General features: G+C 54.3%; 10 protein-coding genes. All 10 read right to left on the reverse strand.

What is annotated here, in order from left to right; translation table 11 throughout:
- Window positions 1-7 precede the first annotated feature (7 nt).
- The 10 genes from AQJ27_RS56665 to AQJ27_RS37230 all read right to left on the reverse strand — a co-directional run bounded on the left by AQJ27_RS56665 (window position 8) and on the right by AQJ27_RS37230 (window position 12,235).
- Window positions 8-1,228 (reverse strand): hypothetical protein, encoded by a 1,221-nt coding sequence (locus AQJ27_RS56665; RefSeq protein WP_159064483.1) that lies wholly within the window; start codon window positions 1,226-1,228, stop codon window positions 8-10.
- A complete protein-coding gene (locus tag AQJ27_RS52980; protein WP_079065541.1) occupies window positions 1,228-5,835 on the reverse strand; it encodes a transglycosylase SLT domain-containing protein in 4,608 nt (1,535 codons plus the stop codon). Before AQJ27_RS52980 ends, AQJ27_RS56665 begins: the two co-directional genes overlap by 1 nt.
- Before the next feature lie 385 nt (window positions 5,836-6,220).
- Window positions 6,221-6,571, reverse strand: coding sequence for a hypothetical protein (locus tag AQJ27_RS56670; protein ID WP_159064484.1), 351 nt, complete (start codon window positions 6,569-6,571; stop codon window positions 6,221-6,223).
- Window positions 6,572-6,605: 34 nt separating this feature from the next.
- Complete coding sequence (locus tag AQJ27_RS37220; RefSeq protein WP_067378773.1) at window positions 6,606-7,148, reverse strand: phage tail tube protein; 543 nt, start codon at window positions 7,146-7,148, stop codon at window positions 6,606-6,608.
- Entirely contained in the window at window positions 7,145-7,336 is a 192-nt protein-coding gene (locus tag AQJ27_RS56675) for a hypothetical protein (protein WP_159064485.1), read from the reverse strand. The genes AQJ27_RS37220 and AQJ27_RS56675 overlap by 4 nt, the downstream gene beginning before the upstream one ends.
- Window positions 7,337-7,349: 13 nt before the next feature.
- Window positions 7,350-7,805 carry a hypothetical protein gene (locus AQJ27_RS56680; RefSeq protein ID WP_159064486.1) on the reverse strand — a complete coding sequence of 152 codons (456 nt, stop codon included), beginning with the start codon at window positions 7,803-7,805 and terminating at the stop codon, window positions 7,350-7,352.
- Complete coding sequence (locus AQJ27_RS56685) at window positions 7,805-8,173, reverse strand: HK97 gp10 family phage protein (protein WP_159064487.1); 369 nt, start codon at window positions 8,171-8,173, stop codon at window positions 7,805-7,807. The genes AQJ27_RS56680 and AQJ27_RS56685 overlap by 1 nt, the downstream gene beginning before the upstream one ends.
- A 1,029-nt stretch (window positions 8,174-9,202) precedes the next feature.
- Window positions 9,203-10,129 (reverse strand): phage major capsid protein, encoded by a 927-nt coding sequence (locus AQJ27_RS37225; protein WP_067378776.1) that lies wholly within the window; start codon window positions 10,127-10,129, stop codon window positions 9,203-9,205.
- 88 nt (window positions 10,130-10,217) lie between these two features.
- A complete protein-coding gene (locus AQJ27_RS56690; protein ID WP_159064488.1) occupies window positions 10,218-10,796 on the reverse strand; it encodes a hypothetical protein in 579 nt (192 codons plus the stop codon).
- Between the two features lie 20 nt (window positions 10,797-10,816).
- Window positions 10,817-12,235, reverse strand: a complete 1,419-nt coding sequence (locus AQJ27_RS37230; RefSeq protein ID WP_079065527.1) for a phage portal protein — start codon at window positions 12,233-12,235, stop codon at window positions 10,817-10,819.
- Between the last annotated feature and the right edge of the window lie 338 nt (window positions 12,236-12,573).

Genomic DNA, 12,573 nt, shown 5'->3' on the forward strand with positions numbered 1-12,573 from the left:
GACAATTTTACCTTTTAACTGCGTGTGTGCTTTCCGCCAAAGCACCGATGTACTGGTTACGCAAATCAGTTGCTGTGTCGCCGGACACGGCAGATCCACCAGCAATAACCGCACCTACAAAGAAGTCTAAGAACGTGGCAGACGACTTGGTCATAGAGCCAGTAGTGGAACCTGTGAACGTGCGGGCAGAGCCACACACAAAGCGGTTTCCATTCGCATCGTTAGATGTGGCTGTCATGTAGCCGGAAGCCGATGTGTTCACGTTGGTTTCGGACGTCACCAGGGCACATCCAAGGGTGGCGCTAGAACCGCTCTGGAGGTACCCCTCAAGCACTCGGGAGCCTCGCCTGAGAGTCAGGTCCAGGACGACCCTTCCAGGGCTCCTAGAAGCCACCAGACGGATGATGCACTGTTCCTGGTCATTGCGGATCAGAGAGGCAGAGTCCCAAGCCGCTACAGGGGAGCCAGCCACAGTCAGGCGCCATAGCTTGGAGTGCCAGGCACCCCCGGAGTACGCCTGCACGTCCAGTACTCCGGCCGAGCTGGTAGGCGTCACGTTCACCAGGGCATTGCCCAGTGACCAGGTGGCCACCCCCACCGGCCGGTCGACACCCTCCAGCTCGGAGCCAGAGCCGACTAGCCCGTAGTCGATTACACGGACACGTCCGCCGTTGTAACTGGCTACCGGGCAACCCCACTTAGGTGAGAAATCGGGGATATTCCTGTAGACCGTCATTGCTCCATCAGCACCTGTTCGCGTCATCACAGACGGATTGCTCGAACCAGTGAAGTAGGCGTAATGCCCAATGGAGGGAGCATGCCACTTCTCGCCGGTAAGACTGAAGTCATTCTTCCGAACCGCACCAGTTAGACGAGACTGGAGATCTACCTCCGACTCGGAACCCTCACGGTTAAGAGAAATCTTCCAGTCAGCAGTCTGTAGCTCCCCCTGATAGTCAGTCAGAGTGGAGCTAGACGAATCGACTGTGTAATAGCCATTACTGCCAGTCTTGTCAGTGAAGACGACAGGAACCAGCTTCCCGGCTTCCATAGCCTTGATCTGCTCATGATGGTTAACGCATTCATCGGTTGTGCTTGGTGGGGAAGACTCCTGACCTTCCAGGCTTAACTTTCGGTCTGCCCCACCATTCTCGTCCGCTGTAAGCCTTTCGACTACAGTGAACCGATCAACTGCGATAACTCCCCAGTCGGGACCGTACGTTGACATTATCGACCCCTTCCTAGGTCATCCTTACGGATAGCTTCCTTAATGTCACTAGCCATTTCCTTAGCGAACTTCTTGCGCTCACTAGGATTAGTCGTGTCAAGGGTTCCATCAATGTGCACATCAATGTTGTAAGTGTTCCCACCAGTCAGGAGCCCCCTGGTCTCACTATTACTGGAGACGCGAGAACCACTACCGGCATTGATAAGCTCCGGCCCGCGCTCCCCCACAAGGGAAAGACCACGTGCCATGCCGCCATTGGCATATCCGCCTGCACGGTTGTAAGCGCGAGACAGAGAACCGTAGGCACCCTTTGCATAACGCATAGAGCTGTAGACGTTGGCCAGCGGGTCAATGCTGGTTCCGTACATGAAAGGACCCTTGTGGGCATACTTGCCCGCCCAGTGCTGGAAGGTAGGACGGATAACCTGCATCAGTCCAACAGATGGATATCCAGCCTTAGCGTTGGAGTCCCAAAGGTTTACAGCCTTTGGATTACCACCAGACTCCTGGTTCATCCTTCGCAGTGTTGTGTTGGTTAAACCAAGAGGTTCACCAACCTGACTCAGAGCATTACGAACGACTCCAGCCCACTGAGCTACTCCGGCGCCTGGCTTGTAGTTGCCAATACCGCTAGCGGCATCTACTGCCTTCTGCTTCTCGTCGCCCTTGCCCTTTACGTAATCAACAATCTTGTTCTTGAAGTAAGCAGGCACACCCTTAGCGAGAGCCTTAGAGCTACCTCCGAATGGGATGTGACCCATGATCGGATTGACAATGTTGTTGTACGCTACAGACACGAACTTGGCTGCTGCGGCTCGGGTCCACTTAACGCCCTGGTCCCACAACCACTTTCCACCCTTGCCGATGCTGTCTAGCGGGTGCTCAAAGAAGTTGCCGATGGCTCCACCAAGACTGGCGTGAGCAACACCCTTCTTCATGAGAGCCGTCCTGCGTCCCCCACCCTGACGCAGTGCCATGACTCCGGCATGTCCGCCTAGAGCCTGCACGTCCTTAGCGGTAAGAACATGCTCACCGTTAGAGAGACGCGCCGGAATGCTGTCTGAAGTGGAAGTGCCACGACCCCTTACAGGTCCACCAGAGGCAAAGCCCTTAGGCACACCGACAGTAGGAATCTTGCTTCCGACTCCCACCTTTCCGAGAACCCAGTTAATCGTCCCAACGATTCCCTTGTTCACTACAGTGTTGATCAGGAACCGTACTGGCGACTTGAAGATGCCTTCCAGAGTGTTCCAAATGGACTTCACTCCGCTAACCGCGCTACGGAAAGTACTCTTGATCTTGTCTGAGAAGGTGGACATTCCTCCACGCACAGCGCTAGAGATGCTGTCCCACTTAGACTTAATGGAATTCCAACCATCAGACCAAGCCGACTTCAGCCCAGAAACAAAGGACTTCCACTTATCACGGATAGAGCTAGTGATACTTGAAACGCTGTCCTTGAAGCTGTTGAACTTAGCAGTTACCCAGTCCTTCCAGCTCTGGAAGGTGGCCTTAGTCGCGTTGACCCAAGAGTTCCAGGTATCAACGATCTTCTTCTTTAGCGTGCTACTCCAGCCCGGAATGGTTACGGTGAAGAAGTCGCGAATAGGGAAGAAGACATTGGACTTCAGCCAATCCCAAGCTAACTTCAGTCCAGCCTTGATGGAATCCCAGTGCTTGAGAATCATCACTACGGCGATGCCGACTGGACCAGTCAGGATTCCGACGATTAGCGGCCAATTGTTCTTGATGAAGTCATAGACGAAGCTGAAAGCCGTCTTGATGCCGCCCCAAGCCGCAGCCCAAATATCCTGGAACCAATGAGTCTTAGTGGCGATGACAACAACGATGGCAACCAGAGCCGCGATACCAATGAGAATCCAGGTAAGCGGGCTCAACAGGAAAGCGCCGTTCAGTGCGTACTGAGCTGTTACCCAGAGACGTACTGCCTTAGCAACAGAGGTGATAAGGAGAAGCGTCTTCAGGGTTCCGGCGAACACCAAGAGTCCCTGAATGAACCAGTCAGGCAGAGCCAGAACCAGCAGAGACGCAGCCTGAGCCAACTTGAAGAGAGCCGCACCTACGCCGTAGCCGAGAGAGGTGGACACCTTCAGAAGAGCCTGAGCAATGTCCTTCATTGCCTCACCAGCAGCCGGACCCTGTTCCCTCATAGCCTTTAGGAACTTCTGGAACTCTGGGTTGTTCTTGATGCTGTTATAGGCGTCGGCAATCTTCTTGACGGAAGCGCTGATCTTCTTCTCTAGAGTGCCATTGGCGAACGTCTTACCAATCTTGTCCGCCCACTTGTCTGCCTTGTCGGCAAGCCAAGTGGTGAACTTCTTCAAGGCTGGAGAAGCCGCTACACCAATCTGAGCAAAAGCAGTAGTCAGCTTGCCCGGAGTCTTCTCAAGAGGCTTCATAGCCCCGTTCAGCCCAGAGAAGAGCCTCTTGAGGGTGCCAGCCTTAGACAGGTTGATAAGAGAATCCGCGATGCTCTTACCCATGCCGTTGAAGATGGTGGCAGTGTCAGTCAGTCCAGTCTGTACATCAGGAAGTGTCTGGTCAGACAACTCCCTTAGCTTGGAATCCCAGCCAGAGAACAGGGCATCCTGGATAGAGAGCTTTACCTTCCTCCAGGCCGGAGCGATATCAAGAACGGTCTGAACAAAGCTCCGTGCATTAGGAGACAGCTTCTTCATGGCATCAGAGAAAGTCTGAGCCGCGTTGTCTCCGGCCTTACCGGCATCCTGGTAAGCCTCTGCCAAGTTGCGGGCAGAGTCGGCTACGTTCTCATTGGCCGAAAGGATGTCCCTTGAAGCCTGTTCGTGCGCGTCGGCAACACCCTGCTGAGCATCGGATACCTGACGCTGAGCGTCCTGGATAGCACGGGCACTGTCCTGGTAGACCTTTGCCTGAGCCTTCACCGAGTCGGATACCGCGTCCTGAGCATCCTTTACGCGACGTGCCCCGTCTTCAGCAGTCTGGGCAGCGTCGGCTTCTGCGTCCTTTACCTTCTGGGCAGCGTCGGCTACATCTTCGTTTGCCTTCTTGATGTTGTCCTTAGCGTCCTTAACCTGAGCGCTTCCCTCAACACCTGCCTTGTTGGCATCCTCAGTCTGGGACTTCAGCCTGTCAGTCTCTAAGGTCTGCTCTTCTAGAGCCTGCTTTGCACGGTCGTAGTTGAGCTGTGCCCGCTCGATATCCTCAGCCGAGGTCTGCCCGCCCTGAGCCTTTGCAAGGTTCTCAGCAGCCTGAGCAGCCTTAGAAGACGCGTTGGCAAACGCTGCTTCTGCCTGAGCCTTCTCCATATCGGAAGCTCCGGCACCCTTTGCACGGACAGCGTTAAGAGCGTCCTGAGCCGCCTTCTGCTCTTCAATAGCCTTTGTGTAGGCGTCCGCAGCAGCAACAGGGTTGGTCTGCATGCGAGCGTTGTCTAGAGCGTCCTGAGCGTCCTTCAGGTCCAGGACGGCATCACGCTGGTCTAGCTGAGCGTCCTTCAGCTTGTTGTTGAGGTCTACAAGCTGCTCTGCGGCATCCTTACGAGCCTGAGTGAGATCAGCCTGAGCCTGACGTGCCTTCTCCTGTGCGTCCCTCAGATTGTCTTCTGCGTCCTGTACCTGCCGCACTGCCTGAGCGTTAGCCCGAGCCACATCCTCATAGGTGCGGGAAAGGTCTTCCTGAGCCTGCTTAACGCGCTCTGCTGCGTCGGCACGGTCCTGAGCGCTCTGGACTTCAGCGTCCCTCAGGTTCTGCTGAGCGTCCTTTACCTGACGCTGAGCCGCAACGATTGCCTTAGCAGAGTCTTCTTCTGTGTACTGAAGATCCCTCTGGGCACGCATAAGAGAACGCTTAGCGTCTTCAATCTGACGTGCACTAGAGATCTGAGCGCTAGCGCTCCCCTTGGAAGACTTGGAACTGAATCCAGCAGACAAGGCAGAGCCAACACCCGAAAGACCTGTCTTAATAGCAGCGAAAGCCGCACCTAGTGCGAGTACGGCCGGAACGGCGATAGCGCTAGATGTGGCAATAGTCTTAAGCATGCTTGCAGTCGCACCGAGGATTCCAGGGGCTACAGCCATACCCAGGATGACCAGCCGGAGCAAGCGCATTGCACGGCTAGCGCTGCCACCAGCTCGGGTCACGCTGTTCAGGTTGTTGGTTACCTGGTTGATGACTGTCTGGTTGACCCTGGTGTTGATCTGGACTGTCCGAGCCCTGGTCAAGAAAGCAAGCTGAGCAGAGGCACCAGCAGAGTTGACGTCTGCACCTAGCCGAACACTGCGGTTACGGCCGAGAGCATCAATCCGGCGACGTGCTTCGGCTGTATCAACTTCCACCTTTACCTTGATGGTGACGTTACGGCCGAGCTTACGAATCTCGGACTTAGCCTGAGCACTGTCTAAGGAGACACGCAACTTAAGGGTCTGATTCTTGGCTAACTTAGAGATCTCAGACTTAGCCCTGGTGGCATCAAGGTTAGCCGTAATCTTGATCCGGTTAGTGCCCGATGTGGCAGTACGGACTTCACGCTTGATTTCTTCACGTAAACCCCTCGTGTCCGCGTTTACATCAACCCACGCGGACGCAATTTTGAATCCTACTGGCATCGGGCACCTCCTTATACGGCGTCGTTTGATTCTTCTTTACGCGGGACTTTCGTCACCTTGAATAGGTTGGCAGTCTTGCCAGAGCTGGCATGAATGCTGTTTAGCATCTCGGGACTGTCCTCATGGATTGGTCCCGAACTAGATGAGGTGGTACGCGGTCGCTCTGACGTAGAAGCCGAGCCGTTTCCGCTCTTCTCTTCCTCATCTCGGAGTGCCTCAACTCGGGCCTGCATTACTCCGGTATAGGCAGTGAGACGTACTACCAGACGGTAAAACTTCGGGCCGGAGAGATCCTCAATGTCGTCCACTCGGTGAATGGCTGACATGTCTGATTCGATATCGTCCAGGTACTCAAGTACCCAGATCAGGTCTCCGGCCCGCTCAATTAGTTTTTTGCGGACTTCTCAGCTCCGCCCATAGCCAGGTTCTGTACCTGATCCATGATCTGAGTTAACTCGTCCTCAGTAAGAGCATCGAAATCACATAAGGCGTCCCAGCCAGCCTTACCTAACATGTCTTCCATAAGCTGAGCCATGGCGTAATTCTCGTCATGGTCCTTCAGGTTGCGCATGAAGCGCAGACTTACGTTAGGACGGGGCTTGGCTGGGACTGTGTACTCATCCTCATCAATCGTGAAGAGGACTACACGCTCTTCCTGGAGAACCTCGGGGGTTACCAGGGCGATTGCCTTACGCTCTAGTGAGGACTTCTTGTTACGTGAGTTAGCAGTAGTCATTTCTATATCTCCCTTTGGTTAAAGCTCGGTTTGATTACGCTTCGTCCATGATGTGGAATGGCTCGATAACGCTAGATACGTAGTGGGCACCCCAAGTTACGGAGTAGACCGTCTGCGAATCCTTCTTGTAAGCGAAGGCCACGTTGTCGATAGAGAGAACCTTGCGAACAACAACACGACGTGCAGCACCCTCAGCAGAGAATCCGTCGATGAGGAGAGCCATGTAGGTTGGCTGAGTTGCAGAAGAGTTGTTGGCAGGAACGTAAGAGTCTCCACCAGAAGAAACAGTTCCGCCGTTAAGCGCGTACTTAAGGTTCTTAAGGGTTGGCTCAGCCATGTTGGTCTTAACCTGCATGTCACGCTTAACCAGACGACGCCCTGGAACATCTACGATCTGGTCTACCTCAAGCTCCTTGTACTCCTGGTTAATGGTGATCTCAGTACCATCGGTAGTTCCACCGAGGTCAGACCAGGCAGAAGCTGGAGGAGTAGTGGAGTCCACTGGCTCTGAAGTGCCAAAAGCGGCAATGTAGAGAGTTGCTGGACCCTGAACTAAGTTGGAAACGGTAACACTCACTTGGAGTCCACCTCTTTCTTTGTAGCCGAGCCCTTCCTAGAGCGCGGGGTTTCTTTGGGTGTTGGAACTTCCTTCAATTCGGCATACTCGGAGTTAATGAGTCCCTGCCGCTTCAGGTCTTTGAATGTGATTTCATCTACTTCGATGAACCACCCTGGTCGGATCGTCAGATCCACCGTGTGCGTCATAGCCGCACCTCCCTTAAGAGTCCTTCTGGACCCAAGTAATCTGGATGTCCATCACGTAATGGGCCATGTGCGCGTCATCTGAAGGAACCTTTGTTGGGTCCTGGAGAAGAGAGACGTTGATAACCCGTACTGGAATGGAGCCGAGAGAAGCCGAGAGCACTGTGTCCCAGTGCTGATAGCTCTCGTTAAAGCAGGCATCTACGATGAGTTCACCGATCTGGTTAGCCTGCCCGTAAGGAGCGTTCTGCTTATTGCGGTCCTGACGTGCAGCCCAGATATGACAGGTGATTACGTTGTTCCGTAGCTTCACGTGAGGGTTAATCACGCTGCCTGTCTTCTCCACCTGAACAAAGCCGGTGGACCACCAAGAACCAGAGTCCTCAGGGACTTCAGTAGCTACGGCGGTAAGCCCTAAGGACTTCAGCCATGCGACGGCTACAGACTCAGCCTGAGCGAATTGGTTAGCCATCAGGCACCGCCCCTGGACTTGTAAAGACTCTTCTTCATGAAGTTGGTTGGGGTAGTCCCTGGGTGGGGGTTGACTTCATTCACTGGGTGCTCCGCACCCTCCCAAGAAAGTGCACCCTTACCGTTGGGGGTGATGAGGTGTGGCCTTGTGCCAACTTCCACGTAGTACGCGTAAGGGGCTGTCTTGGCACCGATACGGGCCGAGAGTCCATGAACCTCGTAGTCAAGGTCATTCAGAAGACGTCCGGTGTCCTTAGGTACATAAACCTGCATGTCCTTAAGGACGTCCTTAGCGACTTCTTCTAGGAAGTCGGAAACAGAGTGGTCAATCTTGGCTTCCCAGTCTGGTTCCCATTCAACACGTCCCATTTCCAACCCTCCTTAGGCATAAAAAGAACGCAGGGCAGAGGGATATACCCCTAGCGCACTGCGTAGGAAAGGTAGATCCCTGCCGTTGTCCGGCTGAGCATCTGGTATCTGATTAGTGAGTGACCCCCTGGTTGTCCCAAGGGGGTATCAAGTGCGCTAAGAGCGCTCAACCTGGATGTGCATTGGCATGTGACCCGTTGCGTCATTAGGCAAGGTCACACTGAGCACAATCCATGTGAAGCCGGTCTTCTCGTCCCTGATACGCACGTTGTCAGTGACCTGATTCGCGTGCGCGGAAGAGAGTCGGCAAATCCCGCCCCGGATGACTCGGGGGCGAGTGGAGTTCTCAGAGTAAGCAGTGTTCGCGACTTCAGTAAGCGAAGCAGGAATACCACTCGCTACAACCGAGTCGTTGTCGATTAGGTCTCCCCATTCGTCAACACTGGTAGTGCTACCGAGAATAGTTACCCTGGTATTGCACCTAAAGATCATTGTACGTCCTTTCCCTTATCCCAAAGGACGCCAGTCAGTACGCGAGTCATCAATGACCGCGTTATCTGAATCGAGATTACGAGGGACGTAGTTCCTATTGCGTGCACTGCCAGGACGGAGGTTGATACTCCTGTTACGCCTCCAAGACAGGCGGCGAATAGCCATGCCTGCTAGAGGTGCTAGAACCCCTGCCTGAGGGTTGTTTACTGTCCAGGACATTCCGTCCTGGTTAGCGGATGTGAGATCCATAGAGACGTAGACGTCCGGATGCTCGGTCATCCAACTTGCCTGATAGGCAACGGCCAACTTCAGTAGGCGGAGATTCTTAGAAGAGATGAAGTCGTTTGAATCCTCAGTGGTCTCAGCGAACATCTCGATGAGGAACTGAGCGGCTGTGAGGTCATCCTCAGAAACCATGATCCTGGTAATAGCTAGTACTTCTGCTGTGGTTGCCCAACTCATTCTCCGCACCACCTTTCTAGGTACGTGAAAGCCCTAGGGGCGGGCAGGGAGATGTACCCGCCCCTAGGAGTTGGATCAGCCAGTCTTCTCAAGAACGGCTGCACCAAAGACATTGCCCAGCGCGAAACCACGACGGCTACGGAGCTTAAGGGCAGTCTGGTCAGTGTTGCTCTGAGCATCAGCCGGAGTAACGATGGTCTCGGGACCAGAACGGACACCGAGCTTAAGAAGTCCACGGTCACCCACGAATACGAGAAGTGGGTTACCGGCTGGCTTGCTACCGGCTACGGCAGAGGTCTTAGCGCCACGGCTCCAGAAGATCTCAATACCGAACAGGGTGTCCGGCTGGCCGGAATCGGTTCCCTGTCCCTGTACGAAGATTGGGGTTCCGTTGTTGTCCTTCACCTGACGGAGTACGTCACGGAAAGCAGTGTTGGCGATGATGAGAGCGTTTGCCTCATCGAAGTAGTCGCCTACTTCTACAAGCTTCAGGGTGTTGGAAAGGCTGTTGTAAGCGCCAGAAGCGGCACCGTTCCAGTTCACGTAGTTGGCATCAGCCACGTAGCCAGAAGTTCCGTTGGCACCGTTGGTGCGAACAGTCTTGTAGATAGAAGTGAACGGTACGGTAGTGCCGTTCTCAGAAGCGGTTACACCAACGCAAGCGTTGTCCAGGTAGGTAGCGTAAGAGTTGGCGTAATCCATAGCACGCTGGCCGATTACGTCAACAATAGACTCAGCGTCCTTAAGGTCATCTTCCTCAAGAACGGTCTTACCCATGAAACGACGTGCAGTAAGAGTCACGTAGTCAAGGTCAGAGTCGTCATCTACATAGGTGGTACCGGTGTTTACATCAAAGTCACCAGCACGGAGAATACGCTTAGTGCTGGTAGTCATGCCGGTACGGCTAGCGGTTGCCTCAATGGCCGAAGCCTTGAGTACACGCTGAATTACAGCGGAATCCCACTCAATGGGAATCCAGTCAGACATATCATTAGCAGCCATTGTAAGGCTCTCCTTAAAAGAGTTTTGGTATAGGAACCTCCTTCGCCTCACTCGGCATACTTGTTGCTATTCAGTTAGGAATCAGGGACTAACGCCCAAGAATGCTCTTTGCAAGCTTCTCGCGATAATCCGTTGATGCCGTACCAGTAGGAGTCTTCTTGCTTCCGGCCCCTACAGCGGATGCGTCCGCAACATTGGTTGTACGTGGACGCTTAAAAAGACCTGGAGCCTTCTCTTTCAGCGTTTCAAGCTGAGCGGTTAGGTCTTCATCAGGGTCAATCAGCCTGTCAACCAGATCCAGACTCTTTGGGTCTACTCCGGCTTCAACCAGACTGATTACTCGTGCGGTTGCCTTAGCAGAAGCCGCCTTCTCGATGGCTGCTGTGTCGACCTGTGCAGGCTTGGCAGCGTCCGTCTGGACGTCTTCCTTGGCAGCAGCATCAGAGCCAGTCTCAGAGACGTCTGTGAGCTTCTCGCCGGTCTTTGGGTCGTATCCCAGATCACGGAGCCAACGCTTACGCGAGGCTGCTTCAGAATCGGCAGTCTTCTTCTTGGCTAAGACGCCTTCCCACTCTTCACGGGTGGGAGGAGTCCACTCGTCTTCAGTGGCTTCAACGTCGGTGACGTCGTCGTTATCGTTGTCTTCGGTAGTGATTAGGTCAGTCATTTGCTATCTCCCTTATCCGCCTACTGCGGTGCTTCATTCTGGGTTGTAACAGGTGTTACTTCTTCTGGTGTCGCCTGAGCTAACCAGGAGTCAATGTCAGCCGAGTTGTAACCGGCTTCTGCGAGAAGGACGTCATTCGGCACACCAAGCTGCCTCTTGAGAAGCAGCATCTGAATGCCATTGAGGTCATTGATGTTCCGGACTGGCTTCCAGTTGACCGTTAAGTCTCCGGCTTCTTCGCCGAGAACCTCTAGAGCAAACTGGTAAGCCTTACGGTGAGTGGAACCAAACTTCCTCTGTAGGTTCTCCACGCGTACATAGAGAGGCTCATTGGCTACGCGGCGGCTCTCGCCTGAAATAGCGTCGCCTGTCGAGTCGAAAGCCTGGAACGGGATCTCAGTTGCCTGAGCCATGACCTTGATGTAACGGTCAAGAGGCTTCAGGAAGACGCTCGGGTCTGATGCGTCAAACTGCCCGACTGTCTTGTAACCCTCCAGGTCCCAAACGGCCGATGGAGACGCGTCTAGCTGGCTCTCTCCCGAGTCCTCAGGGTCCAAGCCGTCTAGGGGGTGTTCAGGGTCAAAGTCGCCTGTCTGAGAGCCTGCCTTGTCGGCTGTGGGGTCCACCAGGGCATAGCGCTGAGGGAAGCTCTGGTAGTCGACCGTCGCCAGGTGGGACGTCACCAGCTTGTTGATGGCTAGCTGTGGTCCGTACGCGTTCTTGTGCAGAGGGATGCCGTATGGGCGACTCGTGCGGTAGTGGAAGTAGGGCACCTGGTTGAAAGGGTTCTGAATGAAGGCCGGAGAGCCGTCTTCAGTGAAGGGCTCCCACTTAGCCTGCTTAGGGTTCTTCGGAACCTTGCCCTTATGGAACCAGCGCTCAATGTGGTCTGCGTAGTAGACGTTCACACGCACCACAAGGCTTGTGCCGGAGCCAAGCTCCCAACTCTGGATAGCCCTAGCCATCTCCGTTGGGTTCTCGATGCTGTAGAAGACACGCGCTACCCGTGGGTCCTGCGGCTCCATACGGACACCAACAGTGTTTCCACTGTCATCCGTGCTTGGCCATACGAACAGGTATGAGTCCCCAAACTTCCCCGCGTTCTGCATAAGGATTGGGAACTCTTCATCAAGGTCATTAGCGTCTCGGAGGTCATCCAGGACATTGTCTAATGCGTTGTCCTCAGTGGTCACCGAGTTCAGGTGAAGCTGATCAATGACAGCATCAACAGCAATGTGAGCCAAGTTGAATGACGGGAAGTCGTTCAGCCCGAACTTAGCCAGGAGTCGCGCAACCTTAGGGCTGCTGTAAGACTCTTCCACCATGCCGCAATAGAAAGCTTCAGCTTCTTCGTAAGCGGGGCGGGCATTGACTAGCTCGAAATAGTCGGCATGCAGGGTCTCTAGACCGATTAAGTGTGGCTCTACTGGTGTGCTCATTGTTTCCTCTAATCCTGAGTGCTTTGGACCTCCACTTATCTGCCGAGCTTGGCTACTGGAGTTCTGAATTGGTTGTGCTATTTGAGTGCGCGCCGAACCTGGCTGCTTTATCGAGTGGACAACCGGCCCGGAAACATGAGGGCAGTCACCGGGGACTTTTCCGGGCCGGTTGGCTTACGGGAGGGGGTGTGGGAGCCCTCACGACAAGCGCTTAGGGCTCTGACCTGCGGCTTTTCGGAGCCGGCATTCCCTCAACGAAGATCATTTAGGAGCCGACCGCGTCGGCTCCTAATCTCCGGAGTCACAAAAGAGGTTGGGCATTGCTATTCAATACCCAC

Source organism: Streptomyces olivochromogenes (assembly GCF_001514115.1).
In the GTDB taxonomy this organism is placed as follows: Bacteria; Actinomycetota; Actinomycetes; order Streptomycetales; family Streptomycetaceae; genus Streptomyces; species Streptomyces olivochromogenes.

Coding starts and splice junctions, on each gene's coding strand:
- AQJ27_RS37225 (WP_067378776.1), bottom strand. CDS start 10,129: ATGGCTGCTAATGATATGTCTGACTGGATTCCCATTGAGTGGGATTCC.
- AQJ27_RS56685 (WP_159064487.1), bottom strand. CDS start 8,173: ATGGGACGTGTTGAATGGGAACCAGACTGGGAAGCCAAGATTGACCAC.
- AQJ27_RS56670 (WP_159064484.1), bottom strand. CDS start 6,571: ATGACTACTGCTAACTCACGTAACAAGAAGTCCTCACTAGAGCGTAAG.
- AQJ27_RS56690 (WP_159064488.1), bottom strand. CDS start 10,796: ATGACTGACCTAATCACTACCGAAGACAACGATAACGACGACGTCACC.
- AQJ27_RS52980 (WP_079065541.1), bottom strand. CDS start 5,835: ATGCCAGTAGGATTCAAAATTGCGTCCGCGTGGGTTGATGTAAACGCG.
- AQJ27_RS56675 (WP_159064485.1), bottom strand. CDS start 7,336: ATGACGCACACGGTGGATCTGACGATCCGACCAGGGTGGTTCATCGAA.
- AQJ27_RS56665 (WP_159064483.1), bottom strand. CDS start 1,228: ATGTCAACGTACGGTCCCGACTGGGGAGTTATCGCAGTTGATCGGTTC.
- AQJ27_RS37230 (WP_079065527.1), bottom strand. CDS start 12,235: ATGAGCACACCAGTAGAGCCACACTTAATCGGTCTAGAGACCCTGCAT.
- AQJ27_RS56680 (WP_159064486.1), bottom strand. CDS start 7,805: ATGGCTAACCAATTCGCTCAGGCTGAGTCTGTAGCCGTCGCATGGCTG.